The 17669-nt window shown below is 68.5% G+C and carries 16 protein-coding genes; 12 read left to right on the plus strand and 4 right to left on the minus strand.

What is annotated here, in order from left to right:
* The first annotated feature begins 16 nt into the window (after nt 1–16).
* The 10 genes from EDC02_RS34940 (at nt 17) to EDC02_RS34980 (ending at nt 12422) form a co-directional block, all read left to right on the plus strand.
* Nucleotides 17–2890 (plus strand): lantibiotic dehydratase, encoded by a 2874-nt coding sequence (locus EDC02_RS34940; RefSeq protein ID WP_123606408.1) that lies wholly within the window; start codon nt 17–19, stop codon nt 2888–2890.
* A complete protein-coding gene (locus tag EDC02_RS34945) occupies nt 2887–4149 on the plus strand; it encodes a lanthionine synthetase C family protein (protein ID WP_123606409.1) in 1263 nt (420 codons plus the stop codon). The genes EDC02_RS34940 and EDC02_RS34945 overlap by 4 nt, the downstream gene beginning before the upstream one ends.
* 14 nt (nt 4150–4163) lie before the next feature.
* The gene (gene fxlM / locus EDC02_RS34950) at nt 4164–6248 is read left to right on the plus strand and encodes a methyltransferase, FxLD system (protein ID WP_123606410.1); all 2085 of its coding nucleotides are present in this window, start codon (nt 4164–4166) and stop codon (nt 6246–6248) included.
* Nucleotides 6249–6382: 134 nt separating this feature from the next.
* Nucleotides 6383–7474, plus strand: coding sequence for a hypothetical protein (locus EDC02_RS34955; RefSeq protein ID WP_123606411.1), 1092 nt, complete (start codon nt 6383–6385; stop codon nt 7472–7474).
* 146 nt (nt 7475–7620) lie between these two features.
* Nucleotides 7621–9108: an ISKra4 family transposase gene (locus EDC02_RS34960; RefSeq protein WP_370461507.1), complete on the plus strand. Its 1488-nt coding sequence runs from the start codon at nt 7621–7623 to the stop codon at nt 9106–9108.
* Nucleotides 9105–9686, plus strand: a complete 582-nt coding sequence (locus tag EDC02_RS34965) for a DUF5753 domain-containing protein (RefSeq protein WP_123606412.1) — start codon at nt 9105–9107, stop codon at nt 9684–9686. The genes EDC02_RS34960 and EDC02_RS34965 overlap by 4 nt, the downstream gene beginning before the upstream one ends.
* 114 nt (nt 9687–9800) lie before the next feature.
* On the plus strand, nt 9801–9941 hold the full coding sequence (locus EDC02_RS40595) for a hypothetical protein (protein ID WP_158632415.1): 141 nt from the start codon (nt 9801–9803) through the stop codon (nt 9939–9941).
* A gap of 2 nt (nt 9942–9943) precedes the next feature.
* Nucleotides 9944–11062: a methyltransferase domain-containing protein gene (locus tag EDC02_RS34970; RefSeq protein ID WP_123607392.1), complete on the plus strand. Its 1119-nt coding sequence runs from the start codon at nt 9944–9946 to the stop codon at nt 11060–11062.
* 173 nt (nt 11063–11235) lie between these two features.
* Nucleotides 11236–11982 carry a VOC family protein gene (locus EDC02_RS34975; RefSeq protein ID WP_123606413.1) on the plus strand — a complete coding sequence of 249 codons (747 nt, stop codon included), beginning with the start codon at nt 11236–11238 and terminating at the stop codon, nt 11980–11982.
* A gap of 83 nt (nt 11983–12065) precedes the next feature.
* Nucleotides 12066–12422 (plus strand): hypothetical protein, encoded by a 357-nt coding sequence (locus EDC02_RS34980; protein ID WP_148083763.1) that lies wholly within the window; start codon nt 12066–12068, stop codon nt 12420–12422.
* Between the two features lie 16 nt (nt 12423–12438).
* Here EDC02_RS34980 and EDC02_RS34985 read toward each other — a convergent pair whose 3' ends face one another.
* The 3 genes from EDC02_RS34985 to EDC02_RS34995 all read right to left on the minus strand — a co-directional run bounded on the left by EDC02_RS34985 (nt 12439) and on the right by EDC02_RS34995 (nt 15686).
* Entirely contained in the window at nt 12439–13176 is a 738-nt protein-coding gene (locus EDC02_RS34985) for a G5 domain-containing protein (RefSeq protein ID WP_233606595.1), read from the minus strand.
* A 166-nt stretch (nt 13177–13342) separates the two neighbouring features.
* Complete coding sequence (locus EDC02_RS34990; RefSeq protein ID WP_158632416.1) at nt 13343–14704, minus strand: RCC1 domain-containing protein; 1362 nt, start codon at nt 14702–14704, stop codon at nt 13343–13345.
* A gap of 334 nt (nt 14705–15038) precedes the next feature.
* On the minus strand, nt 15039–15686 hold the full coding sequence (locus EDC02_RS34995) for an FMN-dependent NADH-azoreductase (RefSeq protein WP_123607394.1): 648 nt from the start codon (nt 15684–15686) through the stop codon (nt 15039–15041).
* Nucleotides 15687–15808: 122 nt separating this feature from the next.
* Here EDC02_RS34995 and EDC02_RS35000 point away from each other — a divergent pair, with 122 nt between their 5' ends.
* Nucleotides 15809–16300 carry a MarR family winged helix-turn-helix transcriptional regulator gene (locus EDC02_RS35000; protein WP_233606596.1) on the plus strand — a complete coding sequence of 164 codons (492 nt, stop codon included), beginning with the start codon at nt 15809–15811 and terminating at the stop codon, nt 16298–16300.
* Nucleotides 16301–16350: 50 nt separating this feature from the next.
* Here the strand turns inward: EDC02_RS35000 and EDC02_RS35005 are convergent, their stop codons facing one another.
* Nucleotides 16351–16986, minus strand: coding sequence for an SAM-dependent methyltransferase (locus tag EDC02_RS35005; RefSeq protein ID WP_123606416.1), 636 nt, complete (start codon nt 16984–16986; stop codon nt 16351–16353).
* A 64-nt stretch (nt 16987–17050) separates the two neighbouring features.
* Here EDC02_RS35005 and EDC02_RS35010 point away from each other — a divergent pair, with 64 nt between their 5' ends.
* Nucleotides 17051–17650, plus strand: coding sequence for a trypsin-like serine protease (locus EDC02_RS35010; protein ID WP_255500672.1), 600 nt, complete (start codon nt 17051–17053; stop codon nt 17648–17650).
* Nucleotides 17651–17669: the final 19 nt, after the last annotated feature.

Consider the following 17669-nt stretch of genomic DNA (forward strand, 5'->3'; position numbering starts at 1 on the left):
AAACCTTCATCGGTGGATCGAGGCTGAGTTCGCTGCTCGCGTAGAAACGGTCCTCGCCGCAGGAGGCGCAACTCCGGACCGAGAGTGGCGGGTCGCGCTGGCGCTCGCGAGGTACCTGGTCCGTGCGCAGCGGCGTGCGACTCCCTTCGGGTTGTTCTCGGGGGTGGCGGCCCTGCGGTTCGACACGGTGGCTGCGGTGGTGCCAGCAGGGCAGCCGGCGATCCGGGTACGGCCAGACGCGAGCTGGCTCGCGTCCCTGATCGCGCGCCTTGAAGCTGAGCCCGACGTGCGCCGCCGTCTGCCAGTGCAGGCGAACAACCTGGCGCTGGTGAACGGGCCCCGGATCGTCGTGGCGCGCCGGCCGCACACTTCGGCAAGTGCGGAATCGACCTCAGTGAGGAACACCGCAGCGGTACGGCTGGCGGTATCGCTCGCCGGTGCCCCTGTGCCGTGGGATGAACTGGTCGACACGGTCGCTGCCGCGTTTCCAGGCTCCCCACGCGCGTCCGCTGACGCAATGGTTGCCGGCCTGGTGGGCCACGGCGTGTTGATCTCCGCTCTCCGACCACCATCGACGTGCGCAGACCCGATCAGGCATGTCCTGGACACCCTCGATGCGGCGTTCGACGGTGATCTTGAGGGACAGCGAGCCCTTCGGGTCGAGCTGCGCTCGCTGCATGGTCGTCTCGGTGGTACCAGCGCAGGTAGCGCGACGTACCTTCGTGGGCTCGCCGACCGCATGCGCAGCGTGGCAGCGGCCACCCAGCCGCTCGCGGTGGATCTTCAGCTCGCGAATCGGATCACCCTGCCGGAGCAGGTCGCCGCCGAGATCGCCGCATCGGTCGAGGTGCTACGACGGCTGACGCCAGATCCGGCGGGACGGCCCGAGTGGCGCGCGTACCGTGCCCGGTTCGTCGACCGCTACGGGATGACGGCGGTGGTGCCGCTGGATCGGCTGGTAGATCCGCTGGTCGGGTTGGGTTTCCCAGAACACTTCGGCACTGTGGCCGACGCGCCTGCGGCTCCACTGTCGGGCCGTGACGAGCGCCTGCTCGCGATGGCTCAGGAGGCATTGATCGACGGCGCTCGTGAGGTGGTCCTCGATGACACGGCCGTCGACTGGCTCGCCGGTACTAACCGGGTCACGGGACCTGTCAGCCCCCACGTCGACGTCTCGGCAGAGGTCCGCGCGGTCTCGCTGGAGGCGCTGACAAAGGGACAGTTCACTGTCGCGTTGACCGGCATGGGCCGCTCGGCGATGGCGACGAGCGGACGCTTCCTCGACGGGCTGCCCTACGCCGATCGGGAGTTGATGCGCCGAGAGTTCGCCCGTCTTCCTGTCGCGGTGGCCGGGGCAATGCCGGCGCAGCTGAGCTTCCCGCCGCGCAAGCTGCACAGCCAGAACGTGCTCAACTCTCCGCAGGTACTTCCATGGATGGTCAGCCTGGCTGAGCACCGGCCCGTGGCCGAGAACGTGATTGGCCTCGACGACCTCGGTGTGACTGCCGGTCGTGATCGGCTGGTCCTGGTGTCGATGTCGCGGCGGCAGGTGGTGGAGCCGACAGTGGCGCATGCCGCCGCCTTACACACGATGCCGCTGCTCGGCCGGTTTCTCCTGGAGCTGCCTCGAGCCACGGATGCTCGAATGAAGCCGTTCGACTGGGGTGCGGCTTCCTGCTTGCCGTTCCGACCCGCGCTGAGGTACGGCCGCGTCCTCCTGGCGGCGGCCCGGTGGCGCGTCGATCCGACGGCCCTGCCCGGTGCGAACGCAGGCGATGGCGAATGGTTGACCGCTTGGGAGGCGCTCCGGAGGAGGCTGCGGCTGCCGCCATGGGTGCAGGTCGGCAACGGTGACCAGAGGCTTCGGCTCCACCTCGAACAGTCCATGGATCTTGCCCTGCTGCGTGCCCACCTGGACGCCAGCGCAGGACCGGCAACCGTGGTGGACGCAGCGAGCCCAGAGGACTTCGGTTGGCTCTCCGGACGCGCCCACGAGATCGTCGTGCCCGTCGCCTCGAGGGCTGCGCCCGCTGCCTCGCCGGCCGCGCTTACCGCGCGTGGCACCTGGCCGCCACCTGCTACGCCCGAGCCGCTCGCACCGGGTGCCAGTGGCCTGCTGTCCGCTTCGGTGGCCGTCGACCCCGCGACGGTGGAGCTGGTCTTGACCCGAGGGCTGCCCGCGCTGTTCGCCGACTGGCCCAAGCCACCGCTGTGGTGGTTCGTGCGCATGCGACGCCCCACCCCGCATCTTCGACTACGACTGCACACCGATAGCTACGGCGACGCGGCGGTACGGGTCGGGAGGTGGGTCACCGGGCTCCGACAGCAGCGTCTTGCCGGCGGCTGGAGCCTGGACGCTTACCATCCCGAGTCCGGCCGGTATGGCTACGGCACCGCGCTGGTAGCGGCCGAGGGACTTTTCGCCGCCGACTCCACCGCGGTGTTGGCTCAGCTCGTAGCGCAGCCCGAGTCTGGGATCGATCGGCAGGCACTGACCGCCCTGAGCATGGTCGACCTGGCTACCTCGATGCTCGGCAGCCGCACCGTCGGATGCGAGTGGCTGGTGGCGCGCCCCGAGCAAACCGGGCAGGCACCGATCCAGCGAGACGTGCTGCGGCAAGCGGTCACCCTCGACCCGAACGAACTTCCGGAGCCCATCCAGCATGCATGGCAGGAACGCTCCAGGGCCGCAAACCGGTACGCCGCCGAACTGTCCGCCGTCGCCGGCCCGCTCACCCCCGCCTCGGTGCTCGCGTCGCTGATACACCTGCACGTCGTTCGTGCTCTCGGTCCCGACGAAGACGCCGAACAGCTCACGTATCGGTTGGCCCGCCATGTCGCGCTGGCGGCGGTGCGCCGCCGGGTTCGCGCCGTAGGAGCATCCCGATGACCGGAGCACCGCTGAGGACGCCGTTGCTACGAGCGGCAGAGGCGATGGCCGCGTGTATCACCGACACCCTGACGGAGCCGCCGTCCCCGGATTTCGCAGCTGACGACTACGGGCCACGCAGTACCCGCTGGTACGCCCAGTCGCTGTCCCGGGGTGCCGCCGGGGTGGCACTCCTACACGGGGTGCGAGCGCAGACAGGACACGGTGGATGGGAACCGGTGCATGCGTGGCTGCGCCGCGCGACCGCTGACACGCTGAACAACGGCAGCGGAGCCGGACTCTGGTTCGGCGCACCCGCTGTCACCCACGCGCTGACCATCGCCATGCCGCACTCCCGCCCAGCAGCCTTGGACGCGCTTGATCATGCCCTCGATGACCTGGTGGAACGCCGCCTGGCCGCTGCCACGGCACGCCTCGCGGCGCGTGCCCGGCCCTCGCTGCCGGAGTTCGACCTCGTACGTGGGCTGACCGGCCTGGGAGCCTACCTGCTGCGCCGCGCCCCGCAGGGACATCTGCTCCGGCGGGTGCTGGCGTACCTGGTCCGACTCACCGAGCCGGTACGCACTGACGATGAGGCGGGCCGACTCGCGCCGGGGTGGTGGAGCGCAGACCCCGCCGACCGCGAAGGCCCGGAGCAGGGCGGACATGCCAACTTTGGCATGGCGCACGGCATCGCCGGCCCATTGGCTCACCTGGCCCTGGCCATGCGGCAGAACATCCAGGTGCCGGGGCAGACGGAGGCGATCCGCCGGATCTGCACGTGGCTCGACTGCTGGCAGCAGACCAGCCCTGCGGGACCGTGGTGGCCAGAGAAGATCACCGTCGCGGAGTTGCACGCCGGGAGACCCTCCATGAGCGGACCGGTACGGCCGTCCTGGTGCTATGGCACCCCCGGCGTCGCCCGCGCCCAGCAGCTAGCCGGGATCGCTCTCGACGACGCCGCCCGGCAAGAGGCGGCGGAAGAGGCCCTGACCCGCTGCCTGGCCGATCCCGTCCAACTCAGCCGGATCGTCGATCCGTCGCTGTGTCACGGCTGGGCGGGGCTTGCCGCTACGGCCTGGTACGCCGCCGACGACGCCCGCACCACCAGCCCGCACAACCAGCTGCCCGAGATCGTGCGCCTGCTGGTCCGGCACGCCACGGACACCACCCCGACACGGTCCGGCTTGATCACAGGCCCCGCCGGAATCGCCCTCACCCTGCACACCGTCGCAACCGGCACCGACGTCCGCTGGGCCACCAGCCTGCTGATCAACTAGACGAGGAGAGCATCGTGGATCTCGATTCCGAACCCGACAACGAGCCACCCGGCGTGGCGCAGGTGAGCCGATGGCGCCAGATCAACCTAACGTTCTCGGACTGGCAGAGCGCTGAGGATTACGCCGCAACGCGGCTCGCCCCTGAGCTCACCGGTGCCGAAGACCACCGGGCAATCACCGCCTTCTGGTTCATCCGTAAGCGCGAGACGTGGCGGCTGCGGCTTCTGCCCGGGGACGGGCTCTCCCAGGTCTACGCCCTTCTCGCTGCCATCACCGACGACGACCGCATCCGCGGTGTCACCGAGCCCATCTACCGGCCCGAGGCATACGCCTTCGGTGGGGACCAGGCAATGACGATCGCTCACACCCTTTTCCACGCGGACAGCCGCTACATCCTCGGCCATTTCGCCACCACCGGCGGCGCCCATCGGCGTGAACTCGGCGTCCTGCTCGCCACTCGCCTCATGCGCGCCGCCGGACTGGAGTTCTCCGAGCAGGGCGACGTCTGGCGGCTTCTCGCCTCGCGCCGGCACGAGCCGAGCGCCCCCGCGCCGAGCCCACGGCTGATCGCGGCGGTGCAGCGTCTGATCACCGCAGCCGACGATGCGGTTGGAAGCCCGCTGGCCGTCACCCCGCGTTGGCCGAAAGCCCACGTCCAGGCGGGCGCGGACCTCGGCTTCCTCGACCGGCACGGCGCGCTGACCCGTGACCTACGCGAGGTGCTGACTCACCACCTTCTGTTCCTGTTCAACCGGCTCGGCATCTCCGCCGCAGATGCCTGGCTGCTCGCGACGGCGGCCGTGACCGTCACCTTCCACCACCCGTTCGACACCCCATCCGGCTATCAACCCGCCACCAAGATCGACAGTAGGGTCAACGCAGTGAACACTTTCCCCACCGCACCGGAAACGTCGAGTGCCGCGACGCTGCGCGAACAACTCGCCAGCACGCTCGAACAGCGCGGCCACATCCGCTCGGCACCCGTCGCGCACGCATTCCGTACGGTCCCCCGCGAGCAGTTCCTCCCCGGCGTCGACCTGGAAACCGTCTACACCCGCCGCCAGATCGTCACCAAACGGGACCCGACCGGTGCCGCGTTGTCATCAGCGTCAAGCCCCAGCCTCGTCGCGGACATGCTCGAACAGCTCGCACCCCAACCCGGCCACCGCGTCCTGGAGATCGGCGCGGCCACCGGCATCAACGCCGCCCTACTCGCCGAGCTGACCAGCCCCGGCGGCACGGTCGTCACCATCGAACTCGACCAAGACCTCGCCGACGGCGCCCGCACCGGCCTCGACCGCGCCGGCTATAACACCGTGAAGGTGATCTGCGGCGACGGAGCCCTCGGCGAACCCGACCAGGCGCCCTACAACCGGATCATCGTCACCGCCGGAGCCTGGGACATCTCCGCCGCCTGGTGGGAACAACTCGCCGACCACGGCCGCATCGTCGTGCCCCTGCGCGTGCACGAGAGCGGTCTGACCCGATGCTTCGCCTTTGACCGCATTAGCCCCCACCAGCTCGTCAGCACCACGACGCCGCTGGTCTGCGGATTCGTCCCCATGCGCGGCAGCACCGAACACACCGACCACCACGTACGCCTCGACACCGACGTGGTCCTAAAACTCGACACCACCGACCAGCCCGACCGCGCCGCCCTCGCCAGCGCCCTCAGTCACCCCCGGCTCGAACGCTGGACCGGCATCCAGGTCACCGACGACGACCCCATCGGCCACCTCGACCTGTGGCTGCTCGTACACGCCAACCGGCCGTTCGGTCGCCTCGGCGTAGGGGACACCGCCCGCACCAGCGGCCTGGTCACCCCCGCCTATCGGTGGGCCGGTGCCGCCATCTACCACGGCGGCACAATCGCCTACCTCGCATTCCAGGACGCGGGCGACGGCCACCACGAAGTCGGCGCGATTGCCCACGGACCGGATGCCACCACGCTCGCCACCGACCTGACCAACCTGCTCGACCGATGGGACGCTGCGGGCCGCCCTAACCAGCCCACCGTCACCGCCCACCGCGCAGGAACCCGAACCGCCGACCATGGCGACATCAGCCGATCCGACACCATCCTCACGATCGCCTTCTGACTGCATCCACGCCGGGACGGTGCCATGCCCTGTCCCGCCCCGGCGACCCGGGACGAGCGCAGCTGAGACGTCACGCACGACCGGGACGGACATCGTTGCCACCATGCGGCCCTTCCGCAGCAGATGAGGACGCCATGACTCCGTCTCTTGCCGCCACCATCGCGGCCCGCTTCCCTCTCGTCGCCCGTAAACGACCGCCCGCCAAACCCCTGGACGCTCGGGTAGACCGACTCGTCAGGCTCGCCGAGACCGCACACTGCGAGAGTGATCCGGACAAGGCGTCCATGGTGTTCAACGGGGCGGCCCTCGTCGCCTCCGACTGCGGCGACCCCAATCTTGCCCGCGCCTGGTGCCGCCGCCACGCGAGCATCTACCTCAACCGAGCCCCGCTGAACGGCTACACGGCCCGCTTCGCTCTCGAACCAGTCGTCAACCTCGCTCGCCTGCGCATTCGGGACGGCGACGGCGACGGCGCGTACCGCCTACTCACCCACCTGTACACGGCCATCGTCGGCGGCAGCCCCGCTCTACTGGACGACCTGGAAATACACCCTCGACAACTACCCGCCGATCCCGAACAACTCAATCAGATCATCAAATGGCTGCGCGGCACCCTGCTCTCCGACGGAACCCGGGCCCTCACCCTTGCCGGACGGTGGGACGACGCCGTGTCCCATATACGTCGATACGACGGGATCGAGCCAACCCTCCTTGATGGACGACAAGTCGCGATCGTCGCCCATCTCCTGCAAGACGAAGAGCTGACAGCAGCGGCACTCCTCACGGCCACCAAGATCGAGACGCCCTGGGAGCAAGCGGTGCGTGGGCTCCTCAACACCTGGCAGGGGTTGGCCGTAGAGACGGTCGCCGTCGACCACGCTGACCTCATCAATCGAGTGTCAGCCGTACCGCGAACTCCCGGTCTCGCAGTATTCCGCGTTCGCCTCGGATTGACGGCCCTGGACCTCTCGGTGGGCTTGCCATCCGAGGTCGCACATGGACTGATCAAACAGCTGGTGGCGGATGCTATCCACGAAGAGGACGCGAACGCAGCGCGTGACCTCATCAGTCACTCGGCTGTGGCGGCCGAACATCAAGGGACGCTACGCCCCTTGATGAAGGCGAGCGGGTTAGACCAAGGCTACCTTCCAGCCACGGCGAGTGATCCGCTTTCCGTAGCGCTCGACCTGGCCGAAACCGTGATGGGTGCGGCTCTTCTGGAGTGAGGCGGTGATTGCCTATGGTCGCGGAGTGGTTGCGGGGAGTGGTCGCGGGGGTGTTTGGGTCGGTTGGAAGGTTGAAGGGCTCCTTCTCGTAGGTTGATGGGTGGTCTAGATCCACAACCGAAGAAGGAGCCCGGGTGTCAGGGTACGTGGTGGCGGGGGCGTTCGACCGGTCGCGGGAGTGTTTCGAGGAGTTGGTGGAGGGGTTGGCCGGCTCGGACAGTGACGGGTTGACGCACGCCGAGTTGGAGGACCGCCTCGCGGTGCGGGGTCGTGAGCTGCTGCGGTTGTTGTTGCAGGACCATGTGGATCTGCGGGCGGCGCGGGAGGTGCGCCGGGAACGGGTGGTCGGTGCCGATGAGGTGGTCCGTTCCCGGGTGGAGGTGGGGCATGGTCGGGGGCTGGGCACGGTGTTCGGTGCGGTGACGGTGACCAGGATGGCGTACCGGGCGTCGGGAGTGGCCAACCTGTATCCGGCGGACGCGGTGTTGAACCTGCCGGTGGAGAGGCATTCGCACGGGCTGCGCCGGTTGGCGGCGGTGGAGTCGGTACGGGGATCGTTCGACGACGCGGTCGCCGCGATCGACCGGTCGTGCGGGGTGGGTGTGGGGAAACGGCAGGTGCAGGAGTTGGCGGTGGCCGCCGCTGTGGACGTGGCCGCGTTCTACGACACCCGATCGCACCGGCCGGTCGGCGATGGCTGGCTGCTGGTGCTGTCGTTCGACGGTAAGGGTGTCGTGATGATCCCGTCCGCGTTACGGGACGCCACCGCGAAGGCCGCCGCCCGGACAGGCCGTAGGTTGACCACCCGGCTGTCGCCGGGAGAGAAACGTGGCCGTAAACGGATGGCGGAGTTGGCGGTGGTCTACGACGCGGCGCCGGTGCCGCGTACCCCGTCCGAGATCATCACCGGTGACGACGGCCGGCGTCGGCGGGGTCCGGTCGCCCAGGCCAGGTGGTTGACGGCGTCCGTGGTCGACGACATCGCCCCGGTCGTCGCCGCCGGGTTCGACGAGGCGTGTCGCCGTGACCCGCGGCAGGCGCGGACCTGGGTCGTGCTCGTTGACGGTAACCGTGCCCAGATCGACGCGGTCCGGGCCGAGGCGGACCGCCGCCAGGTGAAGGTCCACATCGTGCTGGACTTCGTCCACGTGCTCGAGTACGTGTGGAAAGCGGCGTGGGCGTTCTTCTACACCGGTGACCCCGCCGCCGAGGCGTGGGTCGGCGAGCAGGCGGTCAAGATCCTGTCCGGCAAGGCCGGGCAGGTCGCGGCCGGGATCCGTCGGCGGGCCACCCGGTACGGATACTCGGCCAGGGAACGCGCCGGCGCCGACGAGTGCGCCGACTACCTGACCCGCCACCAGCCCTACCTGGACTACCACACCGCGTTGGCTGCGGGGTGGCCGATCGCCACCGGCGTGATCGAGGGCGCCTGCCGGCATCTGGTCAAGGACCGCATGGACATCACCGGCGCCCGCTGGGGACTGGACACCGCCGAAGCCATCCTCAAGCTACGCGCCGTATCCGCCAACGGCGACTTCAACGCCTACTGGGCCTTCCACCTGCAACAAGAACACCAACGCATACACCAGAACAGATACCAGCAACAACGGGAGGGCTACACCCTCGCCGGATGACCAGCCATCACTCCAAAAGAGCCGCACCCATCTACGAACGCACGCGGCGCTTTCGCTTCTACTGCCCGTCGCTCTTGCCCGGGATCGTGCAGACCGAGTCACACACGGACACCATTCTGCGGGCCATCATGCGTAGACGTGCCATTCCGGACGACATTGACGAGGCGGTTGCGGTCAGGATGCAGCGCCAGCGATACCTACGCGGCGACCGCCGATATTCGATCATCGTCGAAGAGTCGGCGCTACGTTGCGGTATCGGCAGTGCCGACGTGTGGTCCGGGCAGCTCGGCCACTTGCTGCGTGTTTCGACGCTGCCCAGCGTGAGCCTCGGCGTGATCCCCTTTGGTGTCGGCCGCGAGGCGGCGTGGCCGGTCGAAAGCTTTTACATGTTCGACGATGCCGAGGTGAATGTCGAACTCGTCGCGGGCTATCTCACGGTGACTCAGCCCCGCGAGATCGGCTTGTACGCGCAAGCGTTCTCGGAGCTTGCAGCGCTTGCCGTATTCGGGGCACGCGCTCGCAATCTCATCTCTGAGGCCGTTGAAGCGACGGCGATGGGCGACGGCGAGCAAACCTAAGCAAGTTCATTGATGGTTACCTACCATACGTACGACGCTACTTACAGAGCGTGGGGCGGGATAGGTCGAAGCCTCGACCGGAGTCTGACGCCCATCGGAATGGGGAGGAAGCCAGTGGGAAAGCACGGCCAGGACAGCGACGGCAACAAGCCCGGCGGCTACGACCCGAACAAGATCGTCGACCCCGGCAAGACCGGGGGCGGCGGCAAGCACAGCGGCGGTAGCGGCGGCTCCGGTGGAGGCAAGAAGAAGTGATCATGGAGCAAGCTCGCCTACTCGACGAGCTGGCGGCCGCCGGGCATCTTTCGGGAGCCTGGCGGCCCCACTTCGAGCGAGTCCCGCGTCATGAGTTCGTGCCCGAGGTCGCTTGGTTCGGCTGGGACAACCGGGTGATCTCCCGCGCTGACGAGCCGGAAGCATGGCTCCATGCCGCGTACGCTGATGAGCCGATCGTGACGCAGTTCGACGACGGCAAGGTGTTGCCCGGCGGCGCACGCGGGCTGTCGCCGTCGAGTTCTCTGTCTATGCCGACGCTCGTCGCTCGCATGTTGGATGCCGCGATGATCGTCGACGGCATGCGCGTATTGGAGATCGGCACGGGTAGCGGCTGGAGCACGGCGCTGCTCGCCGACCGGCTCGGCGACGCGAACGTGACAAGCATTGAGATCGACACGACGATCTTGCGCGCGGCGCAGCAGGCGTTACGACAGGCGGGCTACGCGCCGACCACGGTCGCGGCCGATGGCACCGAGGGTTATGCCGCTCACGCTCCCTATGACCGCGTGCTCGCCACCTGTTCTGTGTACCGCGTCCCGCCCGCGTGGATCGCTCAGACCCGGCCGGGCGGGTACATCGTGACGCCATGGCGTCTCGCGATGCCGAGTGGCCTGCTCGTTCGCCTTCAGGTCAACGAGGACGGTACAGCTTCCGGGCCGTTCGTTGTCCCGGCGTGGTTCATGGTGATGCGCGACCAACGCCGGTCAACCGATGAAGTGCCCATGACCGGCCCAGCGCTTGACGGTCGTACCAGCCTCCGGCGAGGCGAGGTCTTCGGGAGCGAGTCGGCTCAGTTTGCTGTCGCCGTGCTCGTGCCGAGCTGCGACCAATGGACCGAGAGTGGCGAGGCAGGTGTGACCGTACGGCTGGACGATCTCGCCTCGGGCTCATGGGCGGCGGTCGCCTACGGCGACGAGTCCGGCACCGACTTCGCCGTCCGGCAGGGCGGTCCACGACGGCTCTGGAACGAGGTCGAGGCAGCCTACGCCTGGTGGCAGGACGCTGGTCGGCCCGAGTACACCCGGTTCGGCTTGACAGTGGACGGCACGACACAGCGCCTCTGGATCGACGAGCCGGGAACCGTTGTCGCCAACGTCTGAAGACATCAGCAGTGCTCGGGCGGACGTACCTGTCGCCCAGCGGATCTTGGCCGCAAATCATCGCCACAGCGATCGTGGCAGGATCAGCTGCGTATCTGGAGCGGCTAATCAAAACGACCATTGACGCCGGATTCCGGTGGCGGGTCGGCACCGCAGTCGGCAGGATCGGGGGAATGACCACCGAACCAGACCGGCAGGCGGTCGGCTCACTGCGGGCCGTGGCGATCGACGCGCCGGACATCGACCGCCTGGCCACCTTCTACGAACAGCTCGCCGGCTGGCGACGCCGCCCCACCGGTGACGATGACGACGACTGGATCACCCTCGTCACCGACGACGGCTGGCGGATCGGGCTGCAACAGGCCGTCGACCACGTACCGCCGGACTGGCCCGGCCAGGACCGTCCGCAGCAGGCCCACCTCGACTTCCAGGTGTCGGACATCGACGCGGCGGCGGACCGCGCCCAGCAGATCGGCGCCAGCCTGCTGCAACGCAACGAACGGTGGCACACCCTCGCCTGCCCGGCCGGCCACCCGTTCTGCCTGTGTCTGAAAGCCGACGAGCCGCAAACCACCCTGGCGGGCGTCATGCTCGACTGCCCCGACGCCAAGGAGCTGAGCCACTTCTACGCGGGGCTGCTCGGCAAACCGGTGACCTACGAGGGGGACGGCATCGCCATGATCGGCGAACAGGGCGCGCAACCCGTGCTGTTCCAGCAGGTCGAGCAGTACGCCGCGCCCCGCTGGCCGGATCCGGCGTACCCGCAGCAGATCCACCTCGACGTGCAGGTCCAGGACGTGGACGCCGCCGAACGAGCCGCCCTCGCCATCGGCGCCACCCGGCTGGACGGTGCCGGCCCCGGCTGGCGCGTCTACGCCGACCCCGCCGGCCACCCGTTCTGCCTCGTCTGGGCGGCCTGACCAGGCGAAATGATCACGACAAGCTGGCGTACCGCTGTCACCATCAGGCCATGGCCCGGCATCACCGACGCCAACATCCTTCGATGAGGGAGGAAGCCATGGCCGACATGTACGGCGACCGCCGCGAGCCGGCCGGTCCGCGTACCGACGACGTAGCTCAGCCCCGGCGTGGTCGGCAGCCGGTCACCCTGCCGGACTGGATCCGCGACCCGGAGCCGGTCCGGGCCACCTGGCGGCAGCGGGCGACGCTGGCCGCGCTGCGCCTGCCCGGCGGACCGAGGGTCCGCCGGGCCTGGTGGCGCTGGCAGCAGCGGCAACGGCTGCACCGCCGGTTTCCGATCCTGACAGCGTTGATCGCGGTGCCGCTGGCCTTCGTCGCGATCATGGCGCTGCTGTCGCTGGTCTACTGGCTGTGGGCCCGGATGTGGGTCATCCCGTAGGCCCGACCGGCCGCCACTACTCGCAGGCGACGCCGTCGCCGTCGCGGTCCAGGCCGTAGACGTCCTGTCCGACGACCCGCACCGGCCCGCGGACGTACGCCGGACCGTTGCCGCTGCCGCCGGCACAGTCGACATCGCTGGCGAACGGCACGCAGGCACCGGTGTAGCTGGGGTGGCACTGCTGGGCGACCTTGGTGCCGACCAGCACCACCTTGGTGACCGGCTTCTTCGCCACCTTCTCGCTGACCAGTTCCTTGGCGGTCTGCACCCCGTCGGTGTAGGTCACCCGGTAGGTCAGCGTCTTTACGCCGGTGACACCGGCGGTCTTCACCTTCGTCTTGCCCTTGGCGAGACTGGGGTCGTCGACCCGCTTCTCCTTGAAGGGGATCTCGCGCGTCTCGGTCACCGTTTTCGTCTCCACCTTCGGCTGCGCAACGCTCGGGGCGGCGGCCGTCGGGGTCGGGGTCGGGGAGGCGGTCGGGCTGGCCGAGGCAGAGCCGCGTGCCACGGCGGAGGTGGGCGGTGCCGACCGGTCGCCGTCGGCGCCGCTTCCGCTGAGCGCGGTGAGGTTGTCCCCGGTGGCCTGCGGCTCCGAGGAGACCAGGCCGGCCAGGAACGAGCCGCCGCCGCAGAGCAGGACGAAGACCGCCAGACCGACGCCGAGGTAGGCGGCGGCCTTCTGGCCGGGGCCGAGCCGCCCGGCACCGGTGGTGGGCAACGGACGCTGGTTGATGTCGCGCGCTGGATAGGTCACCGGCGAAGTGTGCCGGTCGGCATCGATGGCTCACAGCAGTCGAAGAGGGACAGTTTTCCGCGACCAGGTCATCGGAGATATCCGATCATCCTCTCTCGGCGGCCGTCTCGCTCAGTCCAGCTCGGACTCAGCGGTGGTGGTGGATGCCCGAACCGGCAAGGTGACTTCAGCTCAAATACGGCCAGGGTGCATGGACCTGCACCGGGATCGGACGGGTTTCGGTAGTACCGTCACCGAGCTGGCCCAGGTCGTTCAGGCCCCAGGCGACCACGGTGTAGTTGGGCTGCAGGGCCAAACTGTGATAGCCGCCGGCAGCGATGGCTCTGATCTGGAACAGGAATTGCGTGCAGGGAGCCGCCTGCCCCACCGCACACACCCGCACCGGAGTGGTTCGGCTCTCGTAGGTGCCGTCACCAAGCTGGCCGTCACCGTTAGCGCCCCAGGTGAGCACACCGCCGCTGCTGAGCTGCGCCATGCTGTGGTTCCCGCCGGCGCTGATGTGTCGAATCCCGTACAGGAAGCGGTCGCATGGCGCGGTCTGCCCCATCGCGCACACCCGCACCGGGGTAAGGCGGCCTACGGCGGTGCCGTCACCAAGCTGACCATCACCGTTGTTCCCCCAGGTCACGGCGCGGCCGTCGCCGAGCAGCGCCATGCTGTGGGTGTCGCCACCCGCCATGGCCTTCACCGCGTTCAGGAACCGGGTGCAGGGCGCGGTCTGCCCCACCGCACACACCCGCACCGGGGTGAGCCGCTCCTCGACAGTGCCGTCACCGAGCTGGCCAGAACCGTTCGGCCCCCAGGCAACGGCAAGCACGCTGTCCACCGCCGCCAAGGTGTGGCCCCCGCCGGTCGCGATTGACCTGACTCCAGTCAGAAACTGGCTGCAGGGCGCGACCTGACCCACCGCGCACACCCGCACCGGGGTGAGGCGTTGGTCGGTGGTGCCGTCACCAAGCTGGCCGTAGAAGTTCCAGCCCCAGGCGACCACGGTGCCATCGGTCAGCTGGGCAACACTGTGAAGATCCCCTGCCGCCAGGCTTCGGACTCCGCTCAGAAACTGGCTGCAGGGGGCGACCTGACCCACCGCGCACACCCGCACCGGAGTGCTGCGGAGCTCCCTGGTGCCGTCACCGAGAATACCTCCCCCGTTGAAGCCCCAGGCGACGACCGTACGGTCCCGCAGCAGCGCAAGACTGTGAAACTCTCCCGCCGCGACCGCGATCACGCCCGAGAGCAACCGGGTGCATCGTCCGTCCTCGAACACAGCGCAGACCGGCACCGGGATCGGGCTCCAGTGGCCGGGCGGCTCGTACCCGTTATAGCCCCAGACGACAACCGTACCGTCCGAGCGCAGGGCCACGCTGTGCCGAGGGCCGGCGGCGATGGCCTGCACGGCACCGAGTACTGCCGGAACCTGTCGATCCCCGGCTGAGCGTGCAGCCGCCTCGGCGGCTGCACGCTCAGCCGGTTCGCTGGCGTACCCCATGGAGGCATCACCGATCACCAGAACCATCGCCAGCAGCACGGCGACGCTGACAGCCGACCATCGGCGGCGGGCCCCTGCCGTGAGGAATGTCGGGTCTGGCTTCCATCCCGATGGACAGCTGCCCATTGATTCCTCCACAGGACGAGTCAGGAACGACAACGATGGGAGTTGGTGAAATGCGACCGGCTTTCGCTTTACCTCTAACATCGAGGGCGACGACAAGAGAGTCGGAACAGAATCAATGTAAAACAATGCAGCATGATCGAGAAAGAGGCCGATCGAACGAGTATTAAACTCACAAATAGCCACCGGTTCGCCGGGGGCGGCCCGTGATCAGCAGTACGCCGAGTCGCTGACCGCGTACCGCCGTCGATCAGGCCGGGACGGGCACGGCGCCGAGGGCACGGCCGGCCTCCCGGGCGGCCTGCAGCGCTCCGGCGTGCAACTGCGCGGCCTCGTCGGTGAAGGCGTCCAGCGCGGGGTTGACTCCGACCAGGGTGAACTCACGTTCCACCACGGTGAGCTCGGCACCCCAGCAGTCGGCGATGACCCGCCGCAGGTACGGCGTGGAGTGGTCCCAGCCCTCCCGTGGGGTGCCCGGTCCGTACGCGCCGCCACGGACCGTGGCGAGCACGACCGGCTTGCCGGCGAGGAACGGGACCCCGGTCGCCCGCGCATCGGCCAGGACCACATCGAGGTACGTCTTGAAGTGCTGAGAGACGCCGTAGTTGTAGAGCGGTACGGCGAACAGGATCGCGTCGGCTGCGATCAGTTCGTCCACGAGTGTCGCGGCGAGGGCGACGGCGTCGCGCTGCTCGGCGGTCTGCTCCTGGGCCGGCGTCATGCCGGCGGTCACCGCGGCCGCCCAGACGGTGGACGGCAGGGTGTCGACGCCGATGTGGCGGGTCACCACCGGGTCGCCGGGGTGGGCGGCGCGCCACTCCTGTTCGACGATGTCGGCGATCTCGCGGCTTGCGGAACCGTGCGTACGGATGCTGGCGTCCAGCCGGAACAGGGTCACCACTACTCCAGTTGCTCGTAGGTTCAAGCTTGAAGCCCAACGGTAGCTGCCGTCGGTTCAAGCTTGAACCTGTTGAGACATCCGTCACTTCAACGGTGAAGCGCAGACGTACGCTTGGCCTTGTGCCAGACGAACCCAGGTGGCTGACCGACCGCGAACGCGAGGCGTGGTTGGCCCTGGCCAAGCTCATGTTCAACCTGCCCAGCGCGCTCGACGCCCAGCTGCTGCGGGAGAACGACCTCACGCTGTTCGACTACTTCGTGCTCAGCGTCCTGTCCATGACCCCCGGCCGCACCCTGCGCCTGAGCGAGCTCGCCGGTCACGTCTCCAGCTCACTGTCCCGGCTGTCGAACGTCGTCAAGCGCCTGGAACGACGCGGTCTGTTACGGCGCGAGCCCGACGCCGACAACCCCCGCTACACCACCGCCGTCCTCACCGACGCCGGCTGGGACCTGGTCGTCGCCGCCGCCCCCGGGCACGTCACCGCCGTCCGCCGGTACGTCATCGACGGCCTCACCGACCACCAGATCGACGTACTCCGCGCAGTCGCCTGCCACGTCACCCGCAACCTCTCGGGCGGAGACCCATCGAGTGCTACACCAGGTACCTCATGAGCACCGGATGAGGTACCTGGTGTAGCACTCGATGCGACGCTCGCCGTGGATTAGCCCCGGTCGACGAAGCGGAACAGCGTCTCGTCGAGGCGCAACGCCGCTTGCACCCCCGCGAAACGGTGCACGCCGACCCCGTACCCCTCGGATTTGTCGGAAAGCCAGACCTGGACGAAGCCGGCGGCGGCGAACCAGTCCAGGATGGTCGGCACCAGGTCCGGCTCGCGACGATGCCGGGTCCAGACCACCGTGCCGCCGGTAGCGGTCAGCTGCGGCGCGGCCGCGACCACCCGGGCGACGTCCGCATCGCCGATGTTGCCGAACACCCCGCAGAGCAGGACCAGATCGGCGGGTACGGCACCCGCGTAGTGGGCGGATCGGGCCGCGTCGCCGGTGACCACCTCAAGGTCGGCGCCGATCGCGGCAGCCCGGCGACGGGCCCGGTCGGCGAGCCGCGGGTCCAGTTCGACGAGCCGGCCGCGCACGTTCGTCCGGCGGGGATGCCCATCCAGTACGCCGAGCACGTCCCGGCCCTCGCCTGCGCACATGCTCACCACCCGGACCGGGCCCGGCGCGGCTTCGTCCAGCGTTTCCCGGATCCGGGCCTGCACCACCACCAACCGCCGGGACAGCGCGGAGTCTGGATCCGCGTACGCCTCGTGCCAGGCACTCCAGTCCCGCCGACTCATATCTGCCGACTTTAGCCAGGTCGGTACCAGCTGCCGCCGCTGATGCCTGAGGGGGCAGGTCCAGATCTGGGTCAACGGCAACTTCAGCTGCTCCGGCAGCCTCGTGCACGTACGGTGGGTGCTCACCAGCAGCCACTGCGTCCCCCTCGACATACCGACGTACGGCATCGGGGTCTACCTCGGCGACCGCAGGTTCGGAGCAGGGCACCGCAGCGCGGTCAACTCCATGCAGCGCCGTGGCGGTGGCTACAACCTCATGCTCATCGAGCTTGCTCAGCCGGCAAGGGCGGACCAAGTCATCAAGCTCGGGTACGGGTCGGCACCTGTCAACCAGGAAGTGTCGATCAGCGGCTGGGGGCAAACGAACAACGTCGGCACCGGCCCGCCTCAGGTTTCACCCGTCCTGAAAATCTGCGGCGTACGGATCTCCAGGGACAACCAGTCCCATTACACCTACCATCTGGTCTACAAGGGCAGCGGGTTCCCCAGCTACGGTGACTCGGGAGCCGGGTTGATCTACCAGAACCGGGTGGTGGGCGTCTACTCGAACAGCAACCACCAGCGGGACTATGAGTGGATGGGGATCGCGTTCATGACGATCGCCCATCTCGGCTGGATCCACACGGCAAGCAGAGATGAAGTGTTCCCACACGTGTACGACTGACCGACATCCCCTGCGCCGG

This window comes from Micromonospora sp. Llam0, assembly GCF_003751085.1.
Taxonomy (GTDB): domain Bacteria; phylum Actinomycetota; class Actinomycetes; order Mycobacteriales; family Micromonosporaceae; genus Micromonospora_E.

Bases quoted from the DNA above. Each gene is read 5' to 3' on its own strand.
- EDC02_RS34975 (WP_123606413.1), top strand. From the start codon at position 11,236: ATGACCACCGAACCAGACCGGCAGGCGGTCGGCTCACTGCGGGCCGTG.
- EDC02_RS34965 (WP_123606412.1), top strand. From the start codon at position 9,105: ATGACCAGCCATCACTCCAAAAGAGCCGCACCCATCTACGAACGCACG.
- EDC02_RS34970 (WP_123607392.1), top strand. From the start codon at position 9,944: ATGGAGCAAGCTCGCCTACTCGACGAGCTGGCGGCCGCCGGGCATCTT.
- EDC02_RS34955 (WP_123606411.1), top strand. From the start codon at position 6,383: ATGACTCCGTCTCTTGCCGCCACCATCGCGGCCCGCTTCCCTCTCGTC.
- EDC02_RS34945 (WP_123606409.1), top strand. From the start codon at position 2,887: ATGACCGGAGCACCGCTGAGGACGCCGTTGCTACGAGCGGCAGAGGCG.
- EDC02_RS34980 (WP_148083763.1), top strand. From the start codon at position 12,066: ATGAGGGAGGAAGCCATGGCCGACATGTACGGCGACCGCCGCGAGCCG.
- EDC02_RS35005 (WP_123606416.1), bottom strand. From the start codon at position 16,986: ATGAGTCGGCGGGACTGGAGTGCCTGGCACGAGGCGTACGCGGATCCA.